Here is a 25,857-nt window from a genome sequence, read left to right as displayed (position 1 = left end):
ACAACGACGCTTCGAAATCTCACCTGCTTCTCGGAAGAGTAGTAACACCCTACTGAGACGGTACGATGTTGTCATGCCCAGAATTGGTACTTTGCTCGGGCTCGCCGGCCGGCCGGAGGCTCAGGTGCAGATCATGCGCCAGGGAGCAAAGAACACCAGGGTGCGCCAGCAAGTGAGTATCGGGCACCGAGCTGTGTGGGATACCGAGGACACGATCGTTCCTTCACAGTGGGTTCTCGATGATGGTGGTGCGCTGTGGGACAAGCACCGTGAAAATCCTAAGGGCGCTACGTGGCTGTCGGTCCACGGCCAGCCGCAAGGCCGATTGCTGATTCATCAGGTGTATAAAACGGTGGTCAAAGCCAAGCTGCACCTCGGGGATGACACGTGGTCTCATGTAGAGGGCTTTCAACCTGATGCGGTGCTGTTTGATGGCGGGCTTAGGTGGGGTCTGCGGCCACCGCTAGGGGCAGATCAGGGCGATGCTGAACAGCACGCCTGCGACACTGTGTCAAGCCCCGGGTTTTGTAGAGGATGTTCTGAGTCAGGCATTGTGCTGTTCCCTTCCGGCGGAGGGCTCCTCCACCGGTTCCTTAATGTGCGGCTGGTACATGAAAGGACGCTAAGCAGCACAAACGGTGTCGAGAACTATTGAGAGGAGTGTTTTACACCGGGTTCACACCAGGCAATCTGGTTGCACAATGAGAAAAGCCCCGGCAACACGATGGATTCGTGGCCGGAGCACGTCGCCGTTCGGGGAAGAGAACTGACGACCGAATGAAGTCGTTGAAATCGCCGAAAAAGTTACCTCGCGGCAGCAGGCTCGGGCAGTTCCATGCCGCGCTCAGCCATCACTGCACGCAACCGAGTGGGGTAATCGGTGATGATGCCGTCCACGCCGGCGTCGATCTGCTCGTGCATCGTGGATTCCTCATTAATCGTCCACGGCACGACCCGAAGGCCCGCTTCGTGAGCCCGCGCGATGAACTCGGCAGTGGCGGTCGGCTGATAGTCGACATCATCCGGGTTCGAGCCATACGGGATGGCGTGGGACGGGGACAATACCTGGACGTCGAGCTGCCGCGCGGCAGCGACCGGATCTCCGCCGACCTCATCGAAATCGACCGGGCCGGACCACGGCGTACCCGAATGCCAGGTGGTCTCATCCCACAGCAGCACCAACGGCATATTGGCATCGCGCTCTCGCACCAGCGGCAGTGAACGCCAGTCGAAGGACTGAATCATCGAGCGCTCTGCCACCCCCGAGGATTCGATCTGCGACATCACCGCGTCGACGAACACCTCCGGCTCACGGGAGCGCTCCTTATCCTCGGCCTCAATCTTGGTTTCGATGTTGAAGTGGACGTTCGGTGCGTTGGCGGCGATCTCGAAGACGTCGGAGAGCTGGATCAATCGGTTGTCCTCGATCGGCTCGGCGTCGGGGAAGCCGTCCAGCACCAGGTCGCAGCGTAGGGTCTGCAGCTGCTCGAAGTTGAGGTCCTTCACCAGCTTGCCCACGTACGGGTACTCCGGATCGCCCTCGGTGGCCGGGGCAGTATCGGTGCACTTGTCGTCCTGAATCTCCGGATCGTGCCAGACCACCGGCACGTCATCTTCGCTCACCACCACGTCCAGCTCCAGCGTCGTCACACCCAGTGCCAGGGAATTCCGGAAGGCCGCCGCGGATTCCTCGGTCCACTCGCCACGCCCGCCACGGTGGGACTGCAGGTCGAAATCCACCTGCGGCAGGCGCTCAGCGGCAGCCGGATTCGTGTTCGCGGCGTTGAGGTTCTCAGAATCTGGCGCGACCTCATTCGGTGCGGCGGTCGCCGTAGGAAGCATCCCGACGGCCAGAGCCGACGTCAGTAGTGCGGCAGTGAGGGTGCGGGTAGGCAAACGTCGGGAAGCGTGGTTTGAACGGGCTTTACCCAGGACACGTGAGGTGATCATGGGCAGAAAGACTAGGAGGCATCGGCAGTCCGCGCTTGGTGAGCGGGGGCCAGAGAACTGCGCTATTCTCAGGCGATTCGCAGAGACCGACTGTGACGGGTATCGCCCCCGCCTGCCGATCGCGCGTTCTGCCAAGCACACCAGCCGGTGGTAGCCTGCGAATCATCACTTAACGCCTAATTTTTGGGAGTTCGACATGGGCGGTATCGGACCGACTCAGATCCTTATCATCGTTTTGATTCTGATCCTCCTCTTCGGAGCGAAGAAGCTGCCGGACGCGGCGCGGTCACTCGGTCGTTCCATGCGTGTCTTCCGCTCCGAGGTCAAGGAGATGAAGCACGAGTCTGAGCGTGACGCCATCATCGACGGTGAGGTTGAGGCCCCGAAGCCGACCACCAACCCGATCGCAGACCCGGCGGCTAACCCCACTCACGCTCCGGACCCGCTGCGCGACGAGACTCCGCGCCAGAGCTAGTCGTGGCCTGACCGGCGCAGAGCCGGCAGATACAACCAACCCGCACATGGATCCATGTGCGGGTTTTTGCTGCGCCTAAGCAGGCGCCACTCCATCTTCGTCAAGTGAATCCCACCTGGACCCAATGCCCAGGTGATGGGGATGTGGGTTAGTTGTCCAGGACGTCGTGAAGCACGATCGTTTGATCGCGACCCGGGCCGACACCGATGTAGGAGATGCGGCAGCCGGAGAGCTCCTCCAAGCGGTTGATGTAGTCCTGAGCCTTGCCCGGCAGGTCCTCGAAGGTGCGGCAGCCAGTGATGTCCTCATCCCACGCCGGCATCGTCTCGTAGATCGGCACTGCGTGGTGGAACTCCGACTGGGTCATCGGCATGGTGTCGTGGCGGACGCCATCGACGTCGTAGGCGACACAGATGGGGATCTCGCCGATGCCGGTGAGCACGTCGAGCTTGGTCACGAACAGGTCGGTGAAACCGTTGACCTGGGAGGCGTAGCGCGCCAACACCGAGTCATACCAGCCACAACGGCGCTTACGTCCGGTGTTCACGCCGACCTCGCCGCCGACAGTCTGCAGGTACTCGCCCCACTTGTCGAACAGCTCCGTGGGGAATGGGCCGGCACCCACACGGGTGGTGTACGCCTTGATAATGCCCAGAGACGAGGTGATGCGGGTCGGGCCAATGCCGGCGCCGACGCAGGCACCACCGGAGGTCGGGTTCGAGGAGGTCACGAAGGGGTACGTGCCGTGATCGACATCGAGCATCGTGGCCTGGCCGCCCTCCATGAGGACGTGCTTGCCCTCGTCGAGAGCGTTGTTCAGCATCGTCACCGAATCAACAATCATCGGCTTCAGACGCTCGGCGTAAGACATGAAGTAGTCGAACATAGCGTCCGGGTCGATGGCGTTGCGGTTGTACAGCTTCACCAGGGTCTGGTTCTTCTGTACGAGTGCGGCCTCGATCTTCTGGCGCAGGATCGACTCGTCGAGGATGTCCTGAGCACGAATGCCCACGCGAGAGACCTTGTCTGCGTAGGTCGGGCCGATGCCACGGCCGGTGGTGCCGATGGCACGCTTGCCCAGGAATCGCTCGGTGACGCGGTCAAGGATCTGGTGGTACGGGGCCACCAGGTGTGCGTTGGCGGAAATCCGCAGCTTGGAGGTGTCCGCGCCGCGGGCCTCCAATCCGTCGATCTCCTCGAAGAGTGCCTCGAGGTTCACGACAACGCCGTTGCCGATCACCGGGGTCGCGGACGGGCTAAGGACACCGGCCGGAAGGAGCTTGAGCTCATACTTCGAGTCGCCGACGACGACGGTGTGTCCGGCATTGTTTCCGCCGTTCGGCTTCACGACGTAGTCGACGCGCCCGCCGAGAATGTCGGTCGCCTTGCCCTTGCCTTCGTCGCCCCACTGGGCGCCTACGAGAACGATTGCGGCCATGGTGTTCTCTCCTGTGTTGTGTGCATCAGCCCCGCGCCCAGTCCGGCACGGGGAACCGCGTTAAAGTGTAGTCTCATGCGAATCCTCTTGGTGCGGTGTGGGCAGGTCGGCGAGCCGCAGGAGCTTCCGGAGTTGCCCTCAGATGGTGCGTCGGCGCCGTCGAACACCGTTGACGTCCATGATGTTCCGGTGAAGCCGAACCGCCGTGATCTGGCGTTTATCGACTCTGTGGCGGCTGAAGTGCTGCCGAAGGACACTGCTCCGACCCCCGATGACATTGGTAAGCAGAAGCGCGTCGAAGAGCTCGGGGCGCCCGAACTTTCCCCGCAGACGCCGTCGGAGCCGGTACGTGTGGTCGTCATGGGGCCGGATGCGTCGCTGTCCTGCGTCGTCACGCATTTGATGCGCAAGAACCTCGCATGGGTCGAGGTTGCTCATGTCCCTGGTGGGCCGACGCCCTCGACTCGTAACTGGGATACCGGCGACGGGCTGAGTCTGCAGGAGGCATTTACCCGCCCAGTGCGCCCGGTGCCGTTGGTGCGCGATGACACCGGCGCTGCGGTGGTCGGCTACGCCCTCCTCACCGAACCTGGAATCACTGGCCCTTCCTCGACCGCCGGTTTGGAAGGCGAGATCTGGGTAGACGAGCACTGCTTGTTCTCTGGAAGGGCACACGGGATTCAAGTACGACCGCTTCCCGACGCCCCCGGCCTCATCGCCGCCGAAGTCCCGCCTCCGGTGCCCAGCGACGACCGTGGTTGGCTCGCTAAGAAGCTCCGGCCCGCAGAGGCTCCCGATCCCAATGAGGGCCTGGCAGATGCCTCGGGCAATCCGCGCACGATGCACCAGCCGTTGACCGGTCGCGCGGCACAGGCCGGAGGCCCGGGCTTCCGCTACGTCCGCGATGGCATCGAGGCGAAAAAGCCCCGCGAGAAGGTGACGTTTTACCGCCACCTGAGGGACTTGCAGTTGGTCCGCTAGGCGGCGGGTTACTCCCCGTCTTCGTCCCAGACCTCCGGCGGAACTGCTGGCCACGCACTGGTCGGAGGCAGCGTGGCTGCTGCAGACTCCCGGGATAGACCGCACACCTGCAGCATGTCCACGATGACGGAGCGGCACTGCGCAAAGATGACCTGTTCAGACAGGCTCGCGCCTTCGACAACGTCCGGTTTCATCGCCGCAGCCAGTCTGCGGAATTCTCGGATGACGTCCTCGGATCTGATCTGACCGCTCTCTAGCAGTGCCCGCACATCACGGGGGATCCCGTCGGCCGCCGGCTCCGAGGGCAGTTCACCCCACACTGGCACCGACCGGAGATCGGGAGTTTTGTCCATTAGTCGGCGCACCAAATACACGCAGTCGGCGGTGCTCTCCACCAGGTAAATCAACTCCGGTGAGACGGTGATGTGGTCCTCTGCTGCGATGATCGCTCGCCGGGCCAGCACACGAGTGTTGCGCATTGCGTTGTCCACAGGTGCAACGATCCGGTTGAACGTCCGGAGCTGGCCACCTTTGCGCATTCGCATTGGGGAGAATTTCACCAATTCGCGGCCGTCAGCGACTGTCTGGTTCATCGCGGTGATGTCGCCCTGGGAGGCCCGACCTGCCTGCAGTGCTGCGTTCATCCGACTGATGTCGTTATCCCGCAGTCCCTGCGCGATGTCGTAAAGCACCTCTGATTCCATCTGCACCACCCGAGCGATCGAGCGCCGTGCCTCATTGACCGGGTTGCGAGGGATCAGTGCCATCACCAGAATGCCGATGCCGCCGCCGACTAAGGCGTCAACCATGCGTTCATACTCAGGCCCAGAGCCTGGTGGCATGATCGTGGCGATCAGCACTGCCGAACTGGCGGCCTGATTTACCACCAGTGGTCCGCGCCCCAGGGACACACCAATCATCATCGCGACAAACACGCCGACGGTCAGCTGCCACACACCCGATCCCAGGACCCCGATGATGAGGTCACCGACACCAACGCCGAGGGTTACCCCGACGACGATCTCCATCGAGTGCTTCAGCCGCGGGCCCCGCGTCATCACGTTGAGGCTGATGAACGCAGCCATAGGAGCGAAGAACGGGTTGGAGTGCCCGAGCACATCCTTGGCGAACCAGTACGCCAGCCCTGCGGCCAATGAGGCCTGGACGATCAGGAGCCACCGGGAGCGGACTTCCTCCACACCCCGGAGCACCCGGGTTCGCGGCCGCATCCGGGCGCGCAGACTCGACGCTGCCCGTGATGCCGGGTAGCTCACCGCCTCCGCGAATTCGGAGAGGTCCCTCCTGCGGTCCTGTTCGTCCATTGGTCCCCCGTGGTCAGTCCGCCGGTTACTTCACGCCAAGTTCGGCCACCGCAGTCTGGTCGCAGTCCTGCAGCAGAGCCAAGCAGCGATCGAACTCTGCGTCTTCGCCGATGGCGCGTGCCGCAAGTGCCAGTGCAGCGATGGAGCGCAGCACGCCTCGGTTCGGCTCATGGGACCACGGCACTGCGCCGAAGCCCTTCCAGCCATTGCCGCGGAGCTGATCGAGTCCACGGTGGTAGCCGGTGCGGGCGAAGGCGTACGCCTCAATTGGGCGGTCGCCGTCCAGTGAGGCCTCCGCAAGATCTGCCCAGGATGCCGAATCCACAGGGTTGGAACGGATTCGCGCCTCCGGGGAATCCCCGGTGACTTCCAGAGCGGGAAGGTGGACGGGCTTCGGGGCCATCATGTCTTTCATTTCCATGTCGCCCATTGTGCCCAAAACACGTGAGGAAAACCTGTGTCTGGGCGCCGAGGTGAGATTGACTGCCATAGCCCCATGCTCGCGACCGGCGATCGCTGGGTATCTGCCCAACAGAACCCCTGTCTACGTAGCCCGAACACCCTGTAGATGTTGCCCAGTGAACTCGGATATGCGACGTCTACAGGGTGCTCGGCGCTCGCACAGAGGTCACAGCTCTCGAGCGATGCTCCCGAGCTACCCGCCCACCACGTTTTATCTCTTACATCAGAAAACCCGCCGGGAACCAGGTGGTTCCGGCGGGTCTAATTCGGCGGTCGAGGGACTATAGCCTCCCCGGCGTCGATTGTTACTTCGAGACGGAGGTGCCGACCGAGTGCAGGTCGCGGCATGCCTCGGTGACGCGGTCTGCCATGGCCTGCTCTGCCTTCTTCATGTAAGAGCGCGGGTCGTAGACCTTCTTGTTTCCGACCTCACCGTCGATCTTCAGAACTCCGTCGTAGTTAGAGAACATGTGACCGACGATCGGGCGGGTGAAAGCGTACTGGGTGTCGGTGTCGACGTTCATCTTGATGACGCCGTAGCCCAGCGCCTCCTCGATCTTCTCCTTCTCGGAGCCGGAGCCACCGTGAAAGACGAAGTCGAAGGGGTTGGAACCGGCCGGCTGACCGCTGACGCGCTCTGCGACCTTCTGGCCCAAGTCCAGGATCTCCGGGCGCAGCTTCACGTTGCCTGGCTTGTAGACGCCGTGGACGTTGCCGAAGGTGGCGGCCAGCAGGTAGCGGCCGTTCTCGCCGAGGCCGAGGGCGTCGACGGTCTTCTCGAAGTCTTCTTCGGTGGTGTAGAGATTCGCGCCGGCCTTAGCCTCAACGCCGTCCTCTTCGCCGCCAACGACGCCGATCTCGATCTCTAGGACGATGTTCGCTGCGACCGACTTGGCCAGCAGCTCCTGGGCAATCTCCAGGTTCTCGTCGATCGGCACAGCCGAGCCGTCCCACATGTGGGACTGGAACAGAGGAAGCTCGCCGCGGTCGACGCGCTCCTGAGAGATAGCCAGCAGCGGACGGACGTACTCGTCCAGAACTTCCTTCTGGCAGTGGTCGGTGTGCAGCGCGACGTTGATGCCGTAGTTCTTCGCTGCCTCGTGTGCGAAGGCGGCGAGGGAGACGGCACCGGCGACCTTGTTCTTCACGGACAGACCGGAGCCGAACTCGGCACCGCCGGTGGAGAACTGGATGATGCCGTCGGACTCAGCCTCGGCGAAGCCGCGCAGTGCGGCGTTGATGGTCTCCGAGGAAGTGCAGTTGATCGCCGGGTAAGCGAATCCACCCGCCTTCGCCTTATCCAGCATCTCGTTGTAGATCTCGGGCGTTGCGATGGGCATGTGTGGCCTCCGAATCGAGTGGTCGATGGGCGCTGGACACGCCCTGGCTTCCCCCCCGATTATGCCCCGTTCCGGAAGGATCTGCCTACTGCCACACGTTTAGGTGTCCTCTGAATCCCTCGTCTGTGTGGAGACAACCGCAGCGGCTTCCATCAGCTTCCAGCCCGAGAGCTGCACCGACAGATTTCTCTCCTGTGCCTTCGCAGGATTGGGTGTGCCAACGACCAAGCCACCAGAGAGGCCCCCACCCTGCGGGAACACTGCGTTGCGGCTCCACTCGGCGGGGAACAGTGGAAGCCCATCGACCTCGAGTCGGTGCTGCCAGGCTGCCTCAGCGGAGGACATCACGAGCCGTGCGCAGATTCGGCGGGTGGCCCGGCTGACCCTGTCGTCGTCGGGAAGCCTGGTTGCGCATTGGGCGAGGTAGCGGGCGAGGATGCCGTCGAAAAGCCCTCCGTCGGCGCCGGGGGTTCCCTTGATGACGTTGTTCGGAGTCGCCAGATGCATTGCGGTGGCGTGGACCAATTTGTGGATTCTGGTGAGGTACTTAACCGACTGTTCGCGATGCCCGGCATCGCGCAACCTGAGGACCAGTTCCAGGCATGCGCCAATCACCACACCCTGGTTGTAGGTGAAGGTGTCCGGCACGATCTCCTGGCCCGCTGCGGTCAGCCGCACGCCGTCCTGCACCAGGCCACGCTGATCAATGAGGTTGTCGAAAACCCAGTCCACCCGCTCGGCCGCTTCTTCCAACCGGTCGGCGCGTGCCAAAGCGATGGCGGCGGGACCATTGGCCGGAACGTTGAAGAACAGACCACTGTTCTGCCACGGCAGCACTCCCAAACTCCGGTCTCGGCCAGCATCCAATGCGGTGCGCAATGCGGAGGCCGAACGACGCTCCCGGGTCCTACCGATGGCTTCGTCGAGCCGATCCATGGCCAGGAGCATCCACGCCCGGTCGTCATAGAAAGGATTCTTCGACAGGTTGCCGCCACGGACCTGGATCGCCCGGACAATGTACTTCGCCTTGCGTACGTTCGAATGACTCGGAAGCCGCAGCAGCGCATCTACCTGACAGTCCAGATAGTGTGCTTGCCACCAGTAGTGCCAGCGAATGAATGCCTTGTCTTTAAACACCGCAGGCCAACTCACGACCCCGAGGGCGGTTCGCGGCAAACCCCAGAGCTTGCTCACGTGCCGGTCACGGACGGCCTTTTCCGCCAGGTCGGCACGATAGGCCCAAATCTCCGCTTCGGTCCGGGTTACGGATTCCACGGGGCACCCTCCTTCAGCCTTCAGCGAAGATTCTTCGCACTTTCCCTCAGAGTAGTCACGGTTTGGACATTCCGACCCTGAAGTGCCTGGTACCTGCGAAAAGCCTCCGTGATGTGCCCGTGACCGGGTTCACCAAGCGGTGGAAAGGTCCGCGTGTTCTCGCACCCACGAGTGCATCGCGATGCCAGCGGCGACCCCCGCATTGATGGAACGAGTGGAGCCGAACTGAGCAATCGAGACCGTCATCGAGGACTGCTCCCGAGCCTCCTCTGTCACTCCTGGACCTTCCTGTCCGAACAACAGCAGACAACGCTCCGGCAAGACAGTGGTCTCTAAGGGCACGGAGCCGGGCACGTTGTCCACTGCGACGACGGTGAGATCATTCTCGGCCGCCCAGTCGACAACTTCCTGCACGGTGCTGTGATGCAGCAGGTGCTGATAGCGGTCAGTGACCATGGCGCCGCGGCGATTCCACCGCTTCTTTCCCACGATGTGCACCGCCTCAGCCGCGAAAGCATTGGCGGTTCGCACGACGGTGCCGATGTTCGCGTCATTCTCGAAGTTCTCGATCGCCACGTGCAGTGTGTGGCGTCGGGTATCGATGTCCTCGACGATCGCCTCGCGTCGCCAGTAGCGATAGGCGTCGACTACGTTGCGGCGGTCGCCGTCATTGAGCAGTTCCTCGTCAAAGCGGGGATCGGTCGGACGCGGCTGGTCGGGGTACTCCTCCACCCACGGTCCGAGGCCAACTCCTTCCCGGACCGTCCCCCACTCGGTGGGACCAGGTCCTGGTTCTGGTGAGGTCACTTCGATCGCGCCTCGGTCTCCATTAGGCCGCTGACCAGCAGCAGCTGGGCATCGCAGTACGTCTCCATCACGGCAGCATCGAGTACGCGACCGACGAATCCTTCCCGAGAAGCAGCGCCTCCGGTGGGGAGAGTTTCGCGGAGGGAGAGCAGGACGTCGGAAAGCAAAAAGAGGTTTCCACCATGGCTGAGCCCGTAGCGGGCGTCGCCGACCGGCAGCCCGCGCACGAGGTTGCGATCAGACGCCAGGATGGACGTTGCGGTCAGCAACGCGCCATAGCCAAAGGCAGCCGGAGCAAACGCCGGTTTGATCTTCAGGACAGCGGCGCAGGCACCGGCCCACGCGATTGCCCGCGGCAAGGCAGTGGCCAACTGCGGACGAGCACCGGCCCGCCACAGCAGCACGTGGTACGCGATCTGGTTCGCAGAGAACGGGATTGCGCCGTGGTTGAGGTTCGGCTTCGCGCGCATGAGCACGATGTCACCTAGCCAGCCGCCGGCCAGACCCGCCAGGAGCACGCCAGAGCCCGGCTCCCCCACGGCAGAACGATGCCTCACGACGTTCCCAGCCAACAACGGCATCAACGTCACCTTGGCACTCTTGCGGACCTTCTCCAGGCCTGTCAGAGCACCGATTTCGTTGATCGCGGTGGCGCCAGCGAAGGCGACCAGTTCCGGCTCGACGGTCGGCTCACCGCTGCGGATCGTGTCCACGTCGGTGGGCAGTCCCGCTGCGCGAGAGACGATCGTCGACAGCGCCGAGGCACCCTCGACGGTGCGCTCGACAACAAGGTTCCCCAACCCGCGAATGCGGTCGGTCAGGCCCGCGCCCGCCATGATTACTCGACTCCCAGGTCGGTCAGTCCGAGCAGGAATCGGTACTCAAGGCCCTCAGCGCGGATGACGTCACCGGCACCAGTGGCGCGATCGACGACGGTGGCCACGCCGACAACATCAGCGCCAGCCTCACGCAGTGCAGCCACAGCGGTCAGCGGGGAGTTGCCGGTGGTGGTGGTGTCTTCCACGACCAACACGCGCTTCCCGACGATGTCGGCGCCCTCAATCTGCCGCTGCATACCGTGCTTCTTCTTCTCCTTACGCACGACGAAGGAGTCGATGGGGCGGCCCTCAGCGTGCATCACCGAGGTCGCCACCGGGTCTGCGCCTAGGGTCAGTCCGCCAACGGCGACAAAATCCCAGTCGGCGGTGAGCTCACGCAGGAGCTTGCCGATCAGACGAGACGCCTCGTGCTGCAGGGTCGCCCGACGCAGGTCAACGTAGTAGTCAGCCTCCTTGCCGGAGGACAGAGTGACCTTTCCGTGGACGACCGAGAGTTCCTTCACCAGTTCCGCCAGCTTCGCCAGCTCAGTGGCGTTGACGGTGGGAGCGGCGGGTTCGTTCATGGCGGTATCTCCTGGTGTTCGAGGGGCCCCTAGTTGGTGTCCCTGTCATTATCGCCGGACGTCTCGTCCTCGTGCACAATGCCCCACTCATCGGAGGGGCTGCCGTCAGAGAAGATGCCGGACGGGCCTGTGTCCTCGCGGACTACTCGCCCGGCGGTGCGTCGTGCGCGGATGTGCTCCGGGTCCTCGCCCAAAGCGGGCAGGCTGGAGTGCTTTTCACCGTCTTCGGCAGTGCCAAGATCGCGGAACTCCAGGTCCCCGAAACGGGAGCTGACCGAGCGGGACGGCAGGTCGTACGGCTCACCGGCAGGCATCTCCGGGGCGGGACGCCAGACCGGATCTTCCTCGTCGATGATCGGGATTGCTCCGGTGAACACCGGGCGGTCGTCCTTGTGCGGAACGGCGGAAAGGTGCCCTCCGATCTTCCGCTCCGGTTCCCGGGCGTACTTCTCAGCGACCGGGCGGCGGCCGCTGGTGTTCTCAACGTTCTTCACCGCAGCCGGAGCCGTCGACGGTCGGGACGGATCCCAATCGGACATGTCGACGTCGGTCTCCGGTGCCTCTGCCGGCGGGAGCCTGCGGGCGATATCGGCGAAATCAGCCAGAGGTTCTAGGGCCTCGTCCCAGTCCGTCGGGCCTGAGTCTTGATCCAGAACCGCAACGACCCAGCCGTCTTCAGTCCACTGGCGTTCGGTCTTGGCTGCCATCATCCGCAGCACGTAGTGCGCACGGTCATCGAAGACGCGGTGGATGACCTCTGGCTGGTTGGAGCTGACGAGGAAACCATCCTCGACTCCAACGTTTGCCAGGTCGGGGCTTTCGACGTCGACCGAACGAGCAAACTCGAGCACGACGTCAGAGGCTAGTGGAGCCTGCAGTGCCAGGACCGTGGTCTCACCAATGTCGGTGAGCAGGAAACGGCGGCCGTCGATGAAGATGTTGCTCACCACGTCTTGGACAGCGCCCTTCGGTCCGCGGGCCCAGGCCCGGTCCAGTTCAGCGCTGAGATCGTGGTCGGACTTCTCAAACTCTGCTTGCAAGGCCGTGGCCCATGCCCGGCGGGCACGGCGGCCGCCGACCTTGGGCTTCATCCGTCCGGCAAGGCCGCTGAAGCGCGACTTGGTAGACGACTGCCGGTCGACGGTGGCTGCGAGCGGCGCCGGCGATTCCGTTTCCGTCTCCTGAGGCTCACGGGAATGGTCGACCGCAATCGCAGCCGGCACCTGCGCGGGGTCCGGCTCTGCAGCGGCCGGAGTCGGCTCTGCATTCAGGTCTGCGGTGTCCGGGGTGGGAGCGGAGAAGGGGACGTCGTCGAGTCCTGCGTAGAGATCCTCACTTGGCATCCCGCCACGGCCATCGGGATCCTCCTCAGCGACATCTCCAGCGACATCTTCAAGGATCTCGTCCTTGGTCTCAGCACCGGACTCGTCCAGGACATCCGCTGTGTCCGCTGTGCCCCTAGCGTCGTCAGTGTCATCGGAGTCCTCTACGACGTCCGAGTGGGCAGCCGCACCGACGAGTCCGTCATCGATCGACGGCGCTGCAAAAGCCGCGATCGGTTCCTCGTGCGTGGGCTCGGGCTGGGACTCTGGGGCGATGTCAGGCTTATCCTCTGCTGGCCGATCAACGACCGACTGCGTAAGAGTCGCTCCCGGCGCCTCAGGCTCTGTCCCGGCCAGCGGGTCGGCGAAACCGGGCACGGGAGCGGCAGAGGAGGTGTGCTCCGTCGTGGCGTCCTCGACGGAGATTTCCGTCTCCTCGCCCTCACCATCAACCTCAGATTGAGGGTCATGGTCGTTTTCTGCGCTCCAGAGAAGCTCTTCGGCAGACACTTGACTCGGCTCATCGGCGGGTTCCTCGGCAGGTGCGGGTTCCTCCGCACCTACTGCCGCCGGCACCGCTGCAGCGGGCACCTTTTCCGGGGCCTGAACTGCACCTTTACTAGCGTTCGGGCGTGCGCTAGCGGACCGCCGGCGGGCATCAACCACGAACAAAGCGATGCCTACCGCGACCAGTAGAGCTGCGAGGACTAACACGAGAATTTCCATCGCTGCCCAATCTTAGTTGGCCCGGGGCGTCAACTGCGCTCGATCGGGTTCTCCGGGTCGCCCGCCCACTGCGACCAACCGCCGGCCATCAGTGACGCACCGGGCATTCCCGCCTCGTGCATCGCCTGCACGAACAGGGAGGCATGCAGACCCGAACCGGAGTACACCGCGACCTTCGAGGGGTCATCAATGTCGTGCTTAGCCATGACACTGCGGACATGATCCGGGTCGATCTGCCTGGATTCGCCCATCAGGAGACGCTCGGGAATGTTGATGGCGCCGGGGATGTGGCCGGCCTGCAGGTCGACTCGCTCATCGCGACCGGAGTAACGCTGCGGGGTTCGGGCGTCGATGAGAATGCCATGCTGAGGCCAATTTCGGACCTCATCAAGCCCCACCGTGGGCAGGTTGCCCGGATCAATCTCGATGTCGCTGACGCGCGCGTGATTGCCCGGTCCGCCCATGGTCTCGTAGCCGGCGTCGCGCCAACCCTGCAGACCACCGTTGAGGACCCGAACATCCGGCAAGCCCGCCCAGCGCAGAATCCACCAGGCTCGGGCTGCCTGCAGTCCGTCCCCACCGTCGTAGACGATGGTCGGCCGGTCCTTGCGCAGGCCCCATCCCTGAAGGTTTTCCTGCAGATGCTTAATGATCGGCAGCGGACTGCGCCCGACCTCGCGCTCGGGGACTCCTGCCAGTTGGTACGAGGGATCGCAGTACAGGGCCAGGGGGATGTGTCCGCCCAGGTAGTCTTCATGTGACCGGTCGCCCAGCGGGCGCCGCACGTCAAGGACCGTGATGTGTCCTGTCCTGAAGATCAGTTCGTGAAGTTCAGAGGCGCTCAAGAGGGTGCTCATGCTGAAAATTCTAGGCACGTTTTCACAGACCGGCACCGCGCAGGGACTGTGACTCTCACCGCCCCGACTCATCAAAACATTAGTTACGCAGGACTTTCTCCATGGCCTTACCCTTTGCCAACTCATCGACGAGCTTGTCCAGGTAGCGGATCTCACGCATGAGCGGATCCTCGATCTCCTCAATCCGCACTCCGCAGATCACCCCTGTGATGGCAGAGCGGGACTCATTCAGTGCCGGAGCACCCTCAAAAAACTTCCGCATATCCGTGTCCCCATCGATGCACTGCTGGAGCTGCTGCTGCGAATATCCGGTCAGCCACCGAATCACTTCGTCGAGCTCCGCGACGGTGCGATCTTTCCTCTCCACCTTCTTCACATAGAGGTCGTAGATTCGAGAAAATTCAAAACTGTAGATGCGGTGCTCAGTCATGAGGACAGGGTATGTGGGGCAGGGGACGTCGGGCAGCGTCTTCTATAACCAACCCTCGTCTTTGGCTTTTCGATACGCCTCGATGCGGTTGCCGGCGCCGAGTTTGCTCATCGCCGAGGACAGGTAATTGCGGGTCGTGCCCGGCGCGAGATGTACCGCCAGTGCAATGGCCGCGGTGTCCATGCCCGTGCCGGCGTATTGCAGGACCTCAGCCTCGCGCTCGGTCAGGGGCGAGTGACCTGCGACAAGAGCGGTCGCGGCCAAATCCGGGTCGACCCAGCGCCGTCCGGAATGGACAATGCGGATGGCCTGGGCGAACTCCTCGGCAGAGGAGGTCTTCGGCAAGAACCCCTTCACCCCAGCGGCCAATGCGCGCTGAAGTTGGCGCGGCCCGGGATGGCCGGTGACGATCAGCACCGCCGCATTCTCGTCGATTTCCTCCAGTCGTTGGGCGGTCTCGATGCCGTCGATGCCACCCATCTGCAGGTCGACCACAGCGACTGAAGGACGTTGCTTCCCGACGTCCCCCTCCCCCTCCTCCACAACCAGCTCCCGGCGCCACCACTCCAGAAGCTCTTCTCCAGAGCCACACACAGCGGCGACATCAATGTCATCTTCCAAGCCGATGAGGGTGCCCAGGGAACTGGCCACCAGGGTTTCGTCGTCCGCCAACACCACGCGAATCACTGCTGTGGTCCTCCTCGTTCATTGGTGGTCGTTCCGGGCCAAGAGAGCCGGACCGAGAATCTATCGTCGTCGCGGTTGATCGTGACCGTGGCACCGTCCCGGCTAGCCCGTCCGCGCAGGGATCCCAGACCACCAGAGCGAGTCGAGTCCTCAGGAGGCGCTCCATCGTTGACCATCATCACCGAATCCTCGCTGATGTGGAGTTCCGAGGTAGTCGCATCCGCGTGCCGCAGGGCATTGGTGGTGGTCTCTCGGACGAACCAGGCGGCCAATTCCCGGCGCGGCTCCGGCAGGTCAAGGGCTTCGCCAAAGATGTTCACGTCAATGCCCGCGGAATCGAAAAGGGAGCGCGCGGAGCCGACTTCGGTGGAGAGGTTGATGCTGCGATGGTTGTCCACCACGCTGCGCATGTCAGCTGCAGAGACCTTGGTGAGTTGGCGGAGCTGTTCGAGCTCGTCGAAAAGCCGGTCGTCACCGCGCCGGGCCAGGGCTGTGGCTAATTCGGTCTTCACGGACATGGCGGCCAGGTGCTGGCCCATGGTGTCGTGGAGCTGCTGAGCGAACCGCAGTCGCTCCTCGCTGACTTGGAGTGCGGCTTCAGTGTGGCGGGCGCGGTCGAGTTCTTTCACCACTCGCACAGTCCATTGGGTGAGCACGGTGGTGACCATGAATAAGATCGCGAAGATCACGATGACGATCAGGTCACTGGCGTTCTCAGCGTCGGTACCGATGAGCATGACCGCGCCGGTGATCCCCAGAACTGCGAAAGACACCAGCCACTTGCGACGGACCCACGGTATGTACCCCATGTGCAGCAGTCCCACGGTGAGGACCAGGGACGCCACCGCATAGCCGAGAAGCCATACCGCCTGCTCTTCTCCTGCGGATTCCACCACCAGCGCGTACCGGTACAGCACCAGTGCCGCCACCCACAGCAAGAGGGTGAACACAGCACCTGTCATGAAAAGGCCCTTGATATCCCGACGTGGGTGGGCGTTAAGGTCCGGCTGCAGTTCGATCACCGCACCGGTGAGCAAGGTCGCGGTGAAGATCAGAACTGCAAACGCCACCACAGCCGGAGTCGGCACCGCGTACGTGGCGCTGGCTCCGGTCACCACGGCACCGGCTACTCCCATCGCAACGATGAAGGTCAGCAGCGACCATCGCAGATACAACGCGAGTTTTGCGCTTCCGCCGAGAGAACGCCACGACGTCCTCGGCCCGGTGATTGTATTCATCACCCGGTCGAGGACGGACGGAGGTCGGGAGGTGTCGTTGTTCATCGTGACAGCCATTCAACCAGTCAGACGGGTTAGACCCGGTTGCTCCACTTCATGCGGCGCAGCGCCAGTGCCGAAAGTCCCACGGTCCAGGCCAGCAGCAGACCGGCGGGCACCAGTGCGTCAGTGACAGCGGAGCCATCCCAGGACTGTGCGGCCAGGTCATAGGCCAGTGCGAACGGGGTGCGGTCGAGAATGTCCTGAACGGCCTCCGGGAAGATCAAACGGATATTGCCCAGGCTGACCGTCGCCAGCAAGAACACCGGCATGGAAGTGATCTGTGCGGCTTCGGCGTTCTTGGTGAAACCACTGGTCAGCAGTGCCAGCGCCCATGCGATGACCAGGCCCAAAATGGTGGCGACCAGCACCGGCAAGGGATTCTCCGGCAGCGGCGCGCCAAGTGCCCACATCCCCAAGACCACAATCACGAGGAACGGGATGATCAGTGCCGCGCCGGGCACGCCGAGAGAAGTGAGGATCTCACCGTCTCGAGCTTCGCCGGTGCGCAGACGCTGGAGCACCTTTTCGTCGCGACGCGTCGTTGCCATCGACAGCACTGTGTAGAACTGCGCGAACATCAGCACGTAGAAGAGGAAGAACTCGATCGCCATCGTGGCGAGCATGGTGCCGTCACCGTCGCCAGTGCGCATCAGCGCGTACATACCGATTGGCAGGGCGATAGGGATGACGGTGCTCATGAAGAGCAGCGTCTTGTTCCTGCGGAACTGGAGCCACTCGGCCTGGGATAGTGCCTTGAGGCGTCGTGCAGTGCCGCCTCGAGGTGCGGCTTCAGTGGTGGTCGGGGCGGTGCGGGTGGTGGTTGTGGTGCTCATGATTGTCCTCGCTTGGGTGTCGTCGTGGGTATCGGTCGGTTGATCAGGACTGTCGGGAAATCTCGATGAAGACCGACTCCAGGGACGCGGGCTTTGCCTCAAACTCAGAGAGGACAACACCCTCCTTCTGCGCCCACATCAGAACTCTCAGCGAATCGCCTTGCAGTTCGGTGGTCTCGATGACGGTCTTGGCTCCGTCCTGCGAGACGACAACACCGGGGATCTCTGGCAGGTCAGCGCTGGGAGTGACGAAACTGATCGTCGAGGAGGCAGATCCGACGATCTCGGAGACGGTGCCCTCACTCTTGACCTGCCCGCGGTGCATGATCGCGATGCGATCGGCCAGCAGTTCAGCCTCTTCCAGGTAGTGCGTGGTCAGCACCATCGACACTCCCCTGGCCTTCAGCCTGCGCAGCAGGTCCCAGGTCCGACGCCGCGACTCCGGGTCCAGGCCCGTGGTCGGCTCGTCCAGGAACAGGACCTTCGGGTCGCCAAGCAGCGCACAAGCCAGGTCCAGTCGGCGCTGTTCGCCTCCTGAGAGCTTCTCGACGGCCACATCCCGACGATGCTCCAACTCCACATCGGCGAGAACCTCATCGATCGGCAGCGGCGCTGAGCACGTCCCGTGCCACATGCGCATGGTCTCGAAGACGGTGAGCTGGCTGGGCAGTCCACCTGACTGCAGCATGATTCCCATGTCCGGGCGGACCTTGGCGCGCTCACGGAAGGGATCAAAGCCGAGAACCTCGACGGTGCCATCGGTGGGCTCAGCCAGTCCTTCGATGACGTCGAGAGAGGAGGTTTTGCCGGCACCATTGGTACCGAGAAGTCCGAAGACCTCGCCGCGGCGGACCTCGAAGGAGATGCCGGCGACCGCCTCGAAGGCCTTCGAACCGGTGCCGTAGGTGCGGCGCAGTCCGTTGACGGCGATGACGGTGTCGGTGGCAGTGGTTCCGGCGGTGGCAATGCTGTCCTGGGAAGCGGTGCGGTCAGTTGTGATGTCCATGCACTTCATACTGGCGCGTGGGCGTTATCGCAGGTAGTGCCATGTGTCATAGCCCCGGCGACGGTTATCATGAGGTTCTCGTGACAACTGTCATGTCCGCAGTCATGCCCGCTGGGTACGCACCGACCGCCGGAACCACACCACCAGGGCGATGATGGCGAGAAGCACCACCGCGAGGATGTCGTAGACCGGACTGGAAAGAACAGCCCCCTGGCCCTGCACCCACATCTGCACGTCCATCGGTATCAGCGACGGCAGGCCAATCAGTCCGTTGGTGAACCAGAACAGCATCCCGACGGCAATGATTAGCAGCCCCGTCACCACCGACGTCGTATGCAATTCCTGCCCGAACACCGTGAATGACCTACCGCGGAGTATCTGCCGCCCACGCTCGCCGAGGCGTCCCCAAAGCGCCGCGATGAGGATCATCGGAACCACCATCCCGGCGCCATAGACCGCCAGCATCACCCCAGCGGTGAAGGAACTGCCTTGCGCCAGCGCGAGCGTCAACACCGCCCCCAGAATTGGACCAGCACAAAAACCTGCCACTCCCCCGACCGCGCCCAGCAAGAATGTCCGTACGTATCCGGATGTCGCCGCGGCTCCCGCCCGAACGCGATCCGCGCCGGGCACAGCCGCCGCCGGATCGAATCCGAGACCCAGGACTTGCAGGACACCAAGGCCGAGCAACACCAATGACGTCACCGCGATAATCGGGCCGCGCTGCTCGATGAACAGCGACCCGAGGGCCCCAATCCCCAGACCAAACGGCACCAAGGTAAGTGCCAGCCCCAAGTAAAACACTGACCCGTGCGTGAGAAGCCGCAGGTTTGATCCCACCGACGAGGCGAAAAACGCCGGCAGCAACAGCGCGCTACATGGGCTTAACAGCGCAAGAGTGCCACCGATGAAGGCGGCGACGAGGCTAATCTCCATCTCCGGGCACCGTGGCTATTCGGCGTTGTCGTGGGCGCGGTCGAGGGTGTCCATGAAAACGTCGTAGGGCTGGGCTCCGACGAGGGGTTCGCCGCCGAGGATGAATGTCGGCGTGGCATTAACACCCAGGTCACGGCCGATCGAGGCGTAGTTCTGGATCTGAGCGTGGGTCTGCTCTGAGCTCAGGTCCTCGCGGAACTGCACAGGGTCAAGGCCCAGATCCTCGGCGATGGTCACGAGTGACTCCTCGGAAAGCCCTTCCATCGATCGGGTGTCACCGTCCGGGAAGAGTTCGGAGTGATACTCCCAGTACTGTCCCTGGATTCCCGCCGCATGTGCAGCTCGCGCGGCCCGCTCAGAGATCTCCCCGTAGGTGTTCACGTCACGCCACTCAATCCGCAATGCGCCGTCCTCAACCTGATCCATCAACTCCGGGAGCACCTCCTCATTCCATCGGGCGCAGTACGCGCACTGATAGTCCGAGAACACGATCAGGCCCACCGGCGCATCCAGGTCACCAGCGGACTGCACGTCATTGATGCTGCGGGTCTCCAGGAAAGACAGATCTTGCTGCTCGACGTCTCCTGCCTCCGCCGCGGAATTGCCTCTAGAGGCCTCATCCGATGAGCGGACCTGCAGCACGATGATCGTGATCAACAACCCCGCGATAACGACGATTCCCACCGGAATGGACCAGAACCGGATCTTCTCTGCGACGCTTCGCTCCATCAAATCTCCCAACACATCTTCCGCACCTGGAGCACCCTTCGGTGCACTTCCAACCACCCTAAGCGGTGACACCAACGGCTCGGGAAACTACGAATTTTGCCTCCCCCCTGGCAGCACAAAACTCCCGGCCCCTTCCCCAAGTCAGTGACTCGGAGGATGAGGTCCGGGAGTTCAGGTCCGCGGTTGGGCGGTGGGTGCTTGTGAACGTCGGGAAGCGACGCTTTTAGCGGGTGCTGATGTTGCCGAACTTGCCTGCGATCGGAGCCAGAATCAGCGGACGTGCGGCGAACACGGCGGCGATAGTCACAAAGATCGCAGCGACCATCCAGATGAAGCCACCCCAGCTCGTTGCGTCCGAAACGCCCATGAACATGCCGTTGAGGTTCTTGCGCATGCCCGTGGAGAACACCAGGAACACGTGGATAATGATGAACAGCACGAAGAACAGCATGACCGGGTAGTGGATCTTACGAGCCAGCGGAGCCGGGTACAGCTTGTTGAGCTTCTCGGCCTTCTCCGGCCACCACTCGCTCATACGTAGACCCGAGATGATTGCCAGCGGTGCGGCAATGAACACGACCGTGAAGTACATGAGCTGCTGGATGCTGTTGTAGTTCACCCAACCGTCCTCTTCCGGCCAATCCAGGGTTGCGTACTGCAGCATGGAGGACAGCGCGTTCGGGAAGACTTCCCAGCTGGTCGGCACGATGCGGGCCCAGTGGGTGGTAGCGAACAGCAAGATGATGAAGATGAGGCCGTTCAGAATCCACAGGATGTCCAGCATGGTGTGCATCCACAGGTAGATGCTGATCTTCTTTCCACCCTTGCGCGGCTGGAAGTAGGCCGGCGGCTTCTGCTGGTGACGCACCAGCAGACCCGAACGGATGATCAGGATCATGAAGAAGAAGTTCAGGAAGTGTCCCCAACGAGCCCAGGCAGGGAAGCCCGGCTCCGGGTCGGCCGGCGAATGGTACTCACCCGGGTAACGACCAACCCAATCGGCGACGGCCGGAACCTCAATGAGCCAACGGGCGAAGAACACGGAGATGGCAGCCAGGACCAGTGCGGCGAAGAGGCCGATACCGACCAACTTGCCCCACTGACCGATGGTGCGCTCACCGATCATCTTCGGCTCGGCCTTCTTGGCCGGCTTCTTAGCGGGAGCCTTCTTGGCGCCAGCCTTGGTAGCCGTGCCGGCCTTCGCTGCGCCACCGGGGGTCGGGGCTGCGCCGCCGGGCTTCGGAGCGGATCCACCCGGCTTGGGTGCACCGCCCGGGGTCGGGGCGCCACCGGGAGCCGGAGCTCCGCCTTTGGCACCGCCGGGCTTGGGTGCACCGCCCGGGGTGGGGGCACCACCGGGCTTGGGTGCACCGCCCGGGGTGGGGGCACCACCGGGCTTGGGGGCACCACCGGGGGCAGGAGCGCCACCGGGCTTGGGTGCGCCACCGGGGGCGGGAGCACCTGCGCGAGCACCGCCCGGCTTCGGAGCTCCACCCGGAGCAGGAGCGCCGGCGGGTGCCGAAGCACCGGCCTTGGCACCACCGGGTGCCGGAGCACCCTTCTTTGCGCCGCCCGGAGCGGGAGCGCCGCCCGGCTTCGGAGCAGGTGCGCCACCGGTAGCCGGAGCTGCGGCTGCCTCAGAGTCATCGGCGCTGGCTGCGCCCGGGGCCGGGGCTGACTTGCGAGCGCCACCGGGAGCCGGTGCACCCTTGCGGGCACCACCCGGTGCCGGCGGAGCCTTCGGCGCCGGAGCGGCCTTGGGAGCTTCCGGCTGAGCGGGCTCGGCCTGCTCGGCTGCGGGGGCTTCGGTGGTCTTGGGGGCTTCAGGAGTTTCCGCTGCTGCAGTGTTCTGCTCCGAAGCCTCCGGTGCCGGGGTCTGCTCTTCCTGAGCGGGAGCAGCTTCCTGGCGAGCAGCCTTATCGGCGCTCGCCTGACGTGCACCACCCGGGGGCGGAGGTGTGACGCGCTTGGCCTTCGGCCGGTTCGCGTCACCCTCAGTGTTGTCCGGCAACCCCTGGCTGTTCGGGTCTGTCGACATTCTCTCTCCTACAGTTTGTTCTCCAGCAAGTGCGCTGAACTGCTGCGGCAGATGCCCGATCCGACCGATGACCTTCGCCTGGACGCCGACCTTCTCGTGACTCTGTTCCCCTCCCCGACCTGCTGTTCGCACCATCCGGGAAGCCGAGCTTTCAGACGCTGACCGCACACGGGCATGCGGATACATCTAACTGGATATCTTATCCGACTGTCATGCTCGTCACTCTCTAAACCCAGGAGAAAACTGATACTTTCAACGATGTTTTGCTTATGGGTAGATAGAGTTCTTCCAATGAAAAGCTCAGAGGGAGCACGTCAACGGCGATAGCCTCGCAAACCTCATGGACACGCTGCGACGCGCCCAGGCTACTTCGACACAGCCAAAGTCATCGACCATTGACCTTCGCCACTCACAAATAAACTGACGGGGCCCCTCCACTACCCCGGCCAATCACAAGCTCAAGGCCTCGGCCACGGCCTACCGCGGAGCTTCTCAACATCGCGATTGAACTTCCTCATGAGCGAGACGAGCTGATCGAGTTCGGACTCATCCCACTGGTCGACCACCTTGTGCACCGCTTCGGCGCGACTGTCGAGTTCTGCTGCAAGGCGCCTGGACCCCTCGTCGGTCGGTACATGTTTGCGAGCGTTACCACCCTCGCGGTTACCGACTCGCTCAATCAGTCCATGCTTCATCGCCGCTGCAACCTGGCGATGAACGGTGGAGATGTCGAGGTCGAAAGCGTCGGCAAGCTCTGCGACGCTCATCGGACCCTGCGCTGCCAGTCGAGCAAGAAGGACCGTCGCACTGCGGTCCAGCGCAGGCTCGCGACCATGCGCCGAGGAGCCTTGTAGTGCGTGCCTCGAGATCAACATGTGTTCGTAGGCGAGGTCGTCGAGCAGCGGGTTATCCACGATTCAGGTCCTTCCGCATCTTCCGTCCCGGATCGTCAGCATTTGCAGCATACAACCTCCAGGAGTAGAAATTGCATCATACAATTTCGCCTCTCATCAGGCGCACCGGGAGAAAGGGACACCTATGACAACGGAGTCGAATCCCGCTGCCGCACGCGACTCAGCCGCACAGACAGCCGGACACCAACAGAAACTGATCACCACAGACTTCGTACTGGCCTGGTTGGTCAATTTCGTCCAGTACTTGGCCTTCTACACGCTGGTCACCACCGTCGCGCTGTACGCGGTGCGCCAATTCGCCGCTTCTGATGCAGCCAGTGGCTTCGCCTCCAGCGCGTTTGTGGTCGGCGCGACCGTCGCGAGGCTCTTCTCCGGATACATCGTTGATCGGTTCGGCAGTCGGGCGATCATGCTGGCGTCCCTCGTGGTCGTTGTCATCGCTTGCGGGCTGTACATTCCGGCCGGATCGTTGCCCCTGCTCATCGGGGTCCGACTCCTGCACGGCTTCGCGTACGCCATCGCCAGCACCGCCATCATGGCGATCGTTCAGCAGGTCATCCCTGACCACCGCCGCGCAGAGGGCACCGGATACTTTGCGCTCGGCACGACATTCGCCACGGCCGTGGGTCCGGCTCTCGGACTTTTCCTCGTCGGAAACTTCACCTACGACGTCCTCTTCTGGACCACCTTCATCACCGCCATCATCGGCCTAGCACTGGGACTGCTGCTAAAAGGCCCCAAGGAAGACATCGACGCTGCTTCCGAGCAGAAGCCCCGCTTCAGCCTGAAGTCCATCGCGCACCCGGCCGTGATCCCGATCGGCATCTTCATGTTGCTGATCGGCCTGTCCTACTCGGGCGTGATCACCTACCTCAACGCCTACTCCGAGGAACGGGACCTAGTAACCGGCGCCGGACTGTTCTTCGTTGCATATGCGTTCTCGATGTTGATCATGCGCCTGCTGCTGGGCAAGGTGCAGGATGTGCGTGGAGACAACATCGTCATCTACTTCGGCGTGATCTTCTTCGCCCTGGCGCTGCTTTTCCTCGCCGTGGCTGACGCCGACTGGATGGTCGTCGTTGCCGGAGCAATGACAGGACTCGGCTACGGCACCCTCATGCCCGCTGCCCAGGCGATCGCGGTCAGTTCCGTCCCGACACACCAATTAGGCACCGGCATCTCGACGCTGCTCCTGCTCGCAGATGTCGGCATTGGTCTGGGTCCGATCTTCTTGGGATTCCTTGTCTCCGCTGCCGGATACGGGTCGATGTACGCAGTGCTCGCGGTGGTCGTCGTGCTAGCAACCGTTTGGTATGCCGTCGTGCATGGGAGAAAGGACGTCGCAAAGCGAGGCAGGACGGTCCTAGCGGAGTAAGAAGCGCCGGCGCCTCCTTCGGCTAGGGCCAAGATCCGCTCCACAACGTGACCGCCCTCACTCCCCGTACCCTCGGCGGAAAGATCTCCACCGCTGAGAGGACCACCGTGACGTACACCCCCACCGAACTCATCGCCTTCGATTCACTCCTCACCGAGGAAGAGCGCGCCATCCGCGACACGGTCCGCGATTTCTGTGACAAGGAACTTCGCCCTCACGTTTCAGGTTGGTTCGATAACCACGAGATTCCTCGGGATCTCGGGCCGAAACTCGGGGCAATGGGGCTGCTCGGCATGCATCTGGAGGGGTATGGCTGCGCCGGCACGTCGTCGGTTGCATACGGTCTGGCCTGCATGGAGCTGGAAGCGGTCGACTCGGGACTGAGGTCCTTTGTTTCCGTGCAGGGTTCTCTCGCGATGTACGCGATCCACCGCTGGGGCGACGAGGATCAGAAGCAGCGCTGGCTCCCGGAGATGGCTGCCGGCACCGCCATTGGTTGTTTCGGCCTGACCGAGCCCGACTACGGTTCCGACCCTGCCGGCATGCGCACCACTGCCCGCCGCGAGGGCGATGGCTGGGTTCTCAATGGCACGAAGACATGGATCACCAATGGTTCACTCGCGGATGTCATGGTCATCTGGGCCCGGACGGAGGATGGCTACGGGGGCTTCCTCGTCGAAAAAGGCACCGAGGGCGTGAGCACCACGGATATCCATCGGAAGGTGTCGCTGCGCGCGTCGATCACGTCAGAGATCTCGCTTAACGACGTCCACCTACCCCACACCTCTCGCCTTCCACAGACGGACTCATTACGGGGTCCATTGTCGTGCCTGAGTGAGGCACGGTTCGGGATCATCTTCGGTGCGCTGGGCGCCGCGCGAGATTGCATTGAGCAGACCCTGGGCTACGTCCAAGAGCGGATGGTCTTTGAGAAGTCCCTCGCCAGTTATCAGCTCACGCAGGCGAAGCTTGCAGACATGGTGCTGGAGTTGGATAAGGGCCTGCTGCTGGCGCTGCAATTGGGGCGAATGAAGGACGCGGGAGACCTTCCTCCGCAGTCGATTTCGCTAGGCAAGCTCAATTCCACGCGCGAAGCCCTAGAAATCGCCCGAACCTGCCGGACACTGTTGGGAGCCTCCGGAATCACCACCGAATACTCCCCGATCCGGCACGCGAACAACCTTGAGTCGGTGCTGACCTACGAAGGCACCGCTGAGATGCACCAGCTCATCCTCGGACAGGCCCTGACCGGGGAGCAAGCCTTCCGATAGT

The 25,857-nt window shown here is 63.0% G+C and carries 25 protein-coding genes; 5 read left to right on the top strand and 20 right to left on the bottom strand.

The features are described from left to right. The first annotated feature begins 73 nt into the window (after positions 1-73). Positions 74-655: a hypothetical protein gene (locus YWU_RS17475; protein ID WP_027019775.1), complete on the top strand. Its 582-nt coding sequence runs from the start codon at positions 74-76 to the stop codon at positions 653-655. A 149-nt stretch (positions 656-804) separates the two neighbouring features. Here the strand turns inward: YWU_RS17475 and YWU_RS0106125 are convergent, their stop codons facing one another. After that, the gene (locus YWU_RS0106125; protein WP_084141876.1) at positions 805-1,950 is read right to left on the bottom strand and encodes a glycerophosphodiester phosphodiesterase family protein; all 1,146 of its coding nucleotides are present in this window, start codon (positions 1,948-1,950) and stop codon (positions 805-807) included. A 196-nt stretch (positions 1,951-2,146) separates the two neighbouring features. Between YWU_RS0106125 and tatA the strand changes: the two genes are divergently transcribed. Further along, on the top strand, positions 2,147-2,425 hold the full coding sequence (gene tatA / locus YWU_RS18785) for a Sec-independent protein translocase subunit TatA (RefSeq protein ID WP_027019773.1): 279 nt from the start codon (positions 2,147-2,149) through the stop codon (positions 2,423-2,425). A gap of 148 nt (positions 2,426-2,573) precedes the next feature. Here tatA and YWU_RS0106115 read toward each other — a convergent pair whose 3' ends face one another. Next, positions 2,574-3,863 carry an adenylosuccinate synthase gene (locus tag YWU_RS0106115; protein WP_027019772.1) on the bottom strand — a complete coding sequence of 430 codons (1,290 nt, stop codon included), beginning with the start codon at positions 3,861-3,863 and terminating at the stop codon, positions 2,574-2,576. Between the two features lie 75 nt (positions 3,864-3,938). On the opposite strand from YWU_RS0106115, the gene YWU_RS0106110 reads away from it, so the two are divergent. Then, complete coding sequence (locus tag YWU_RS0106110; RefSeq protein WP_240484068.1) at positions 3,939-4,844, top strand: hypothetical protein; 906 nt, start codon at positions 3,939-3,941, stop codon at positions 4,842-4,844. 8 nt (positions 4,845-4,852) lie between these two features. Here the strand turns inward: YWU_RS0106110 and YWU_RS0106105 are convergent, their stop codons facing one another. The 18 genes from YWU_RS0106105 to YWU_RS0106020 form a co-directional block, all read right to left on the bottom strand. Then, on the bottom strand, positions 4,853-6,166 hold the full coding sequence (locus tag YWU_RS0106105; RefSeq protein ID WP_051260102.1) for an FUSC family protein: 1,314 nt from the start codon (positions 6,164-6,166) through the stop codon (positions 4,853-4,855). 25 nt (positions 6,167-6,191) lie between these two features. After that, a complete protein-coding gene (locus tag YWU_RS0106100) occupies positions 6,192-6,587 on the bottom strand; it encodes a DUF3151 domain-containing protein (RefSeq protein WP_034647301.1) in 396 nt (131 codons plus the stop codon). 346 nt (positions 6,588-6,933) lie between these two features. Beyond that, the gene (gene fbaA / locus YWU_RS0106095) at positions 6,934-7,968 is read right to left on the bottom strand and encodes a class II fructose-bisphosphate aldolase (RefSeq protein WP_027019768.1); all 1,035 of its coding nucleotides are present in this window, start codon (positions 7,966-7,968) and stop codon (positions 6,934-6,936) included. 99 nt (positions 7,969-8,067) lie between these two features. Further along, positions 8,068-9,243: a glycoside hydrolase family 76 protein gene (locus tag YWU_RS0106090; protein ID WP_027019767.1), complete on the bottom strand. Its 1,176-nt coding sequence runs from the start codon at positions 9,241-9,243 to the stop codon at positions 8,068-8,070. A gap of 129 nt (positions 9,244-9,372) precedes the next feature. After that, the gene (locus YWU_RS0106085; RefSeq protein ID WP_027019766.1) at positions 9,373-10,050 is read right to left on the bottom strand and encodes a TrmH family RNA methyltransferase; all 678 of its coding nucleotides are present in this window, start codon (positions 10,048-10,050) and stop codon (positions 9,373-9,375) included. Beyond that, entirely contained in the window at positions 10,047-10,886 is an 840-nt protein-coding gene (locus YWU_RS15500; protein WP_051260101.1) for a lysoplasmalogenase, read from the bottom strand. The genes YWU_RS0106085 and YWU_RS15500 overlap by 4 nt, the downstream gene beginning before the upstream one ends. Before the next feature lie 2 nt (positions 10,887-10,888). Next, positions 10,889-11,452 (bottom strand): orotate phosphoribosyltransferase, encoded by a 564-nt coding sequence (pyrE, locus tag YWU_RS0106075; protein WP_027019765.1) that lies wholly within the window; start codon positions 11,450-11,452, stop codon positions 10,889-10,891. Between the two features lie 29 nt (positions 11,453-11,481). Beyond that, a complete protein-coding gene (locus YWU_RS0106070; RefSeq protein WP_027019764.1) occupies positions 11,482-13,500 on the bottom strand; it encodes a hypothetical protein in 2,019 nt (672 codons plus the stop codon). A gap of 29 nt (positions 13,501-13,529) precedes the next feature. After that, positions 13,530-14,357 (bottom strand): sulfurtransferase, encoded by an 828-nt coding sequence (locus tag YWU_RS0106065; RefSeq protein WP_027019763.1) that lies wholly within the window; start codon positions 14,355-14,357, stop codon positions 13,530-13,532. A 79-nt stretch (positions 14,358-14,436) separates the two neighbouring features. Further along, positions 14,437-14,787 (bottom strand): DUF2200 domain-containing protein, encoded by a 351-nt coding sequence (locus YWU_RS0106060; RefSeq protein WP_027019762.1) that lies wholly within the window; start codon positions 14,785-14,787, stop codon positions 14,437-14,439. Between the two features lie 42 nt (positions 14,788-14,829). Further along, a complete protein-coding gene (locus YWU_RS0106055) occupies positions 14,830-15,474 on the bottom strand; it encodes a response regulator transcription factor (protein WP_027019761.1) in 645 nt (214 codons plus the stop codon). Continuing rightward, the gene (locus YWU_RS15495; RefSeq protein ID WP_205618303.1) at positions 15,471-16,757 is read right to left on the bottom strand and encodes a sensor histidine kinase; all 1,287 of its coding nucleotides are present in this window, start codon (positions 16,755-16,757) and stop codon (positions 15,471-15,473) included. The genes YWU_RS0106055 and YWU_RS15495 overlap by 4 nt, the downstream gene beginning before the upstream one ends. Positions 16,758-16,786: 29 nt before the next feature. Then, on the bottom strand, positions 16,787-17,587 hold the full coding sequence (locus YWU_RS0106045; protein ID WP_027019760.1) for an ABC transporter permease: 801 nt from the start codon (positions 17,585-17,587) through the stop codon (positions 16,787-16,789). Positions 17,588-17,630: 43 nt separating this feature from the next. Next, positions 17,631-18,593, bottom strand: a complete 963-nt coding sequence (locus tag YWU_RS0106040) for an ABC transporter ATP-binding protein (RefSeq protein ID WP_034647240.1) — start codon at positions 18,591-18,593, stop codon at positions 17,631-17,633. A 102-nt stretch (positions 18,594-18,695) separates the two neighbouring features. Further along, positions 18,696-19,529, bottom strand: a complete 834-nt coding sequence (locus tag YWU_RS15490; protein ID WP_034647239.1) for a cytochrome c biogenesis CcdA family protein — start codon at positions 19,527-19,529, stop codon at positions 18,696-18,698. 15 nt (positions 19,530-19,544) lie between these two features. Then, positions 19,545-20,258, bottom strand: a complete 714-nt coding sequence (locus YWU_RS0106030; RefSeq protein ID WP_027019758.1) for a DsbA family protein — start codon at positions 20,256-20,258, stop codon at positions 19,545-19,547. A 223-nt stretch (positions 20,259-20,481) separates the two neighbouring features. Further along, entirely contained in the window at positions 20,482-22,296 is a 1,815-nt protein-coding gene (locus tag YWU_RS17860) for a cytochrome b/b6 domain-containing protein (RefSeq protein ID WP_084141874.1), read from the bottom strand. 458 nt (positions 22,297-22,754) lie between these two features. Beyond that, a complete protein-coding gene (locus YWU_RS0106020) occupies positions 22,755-23,210 on the bottom strand; it encodes a MarR family winged helix-turn-helix transcriptional regulator (protein WP_034647238.1) in 456 nt (151 codons plus the stop codon). 124 nt (positions 23,211-23,334) lie between these two features. Here YWU_RS0106020 and YWU_RS0106015 point away from each other — a divergent pair, with 124 nt between their 5' ends. Both YWU_RS0106015 and YWU_RS0106010 read left to right on the top strand, forming a co-directional pair. After that, positions 23,335-24,585 carry an MFS transporter gene (locus tag YWU_RS0106015; RefSeq protein WP_051260098.1) on the top strand — a complete coding sequence of 417 codons (1,251 nt, stop codon included), beginning with the start codon at positions 23,335-23,337 and terminating at the stop codon, positions 24,583-24,585. Positions 24,586-24,692: 107 nt separating this feature from the next. Further along, complete coding sequence (locus tag YWU_RS0106010) at positions 24,693-25,856, top strand: acyl-CoA dehydrogenase family protein (RefSeq protein WP_027019754.1); 1,164 nt, start codon at positions 24,693-24,695, stop codon at positions 25,854-25,856. Position 25,857 lies beyond the last annotated feature (1 nt).

The organism is Corynebacterium sputi DSM 45148, from assembly GCF_000427865.1.
In the GTDB taxonomy this organism is placed as follows: Bacteria; Actinomycetota; Actinomycetes; order Mycobacteriales; family Mycobacteriaceae; genus Corynebacterium; species Corynebacterium sputi.
This window is presented reverse-complemented; position numbering and strand designations above follow the sequence as displayed.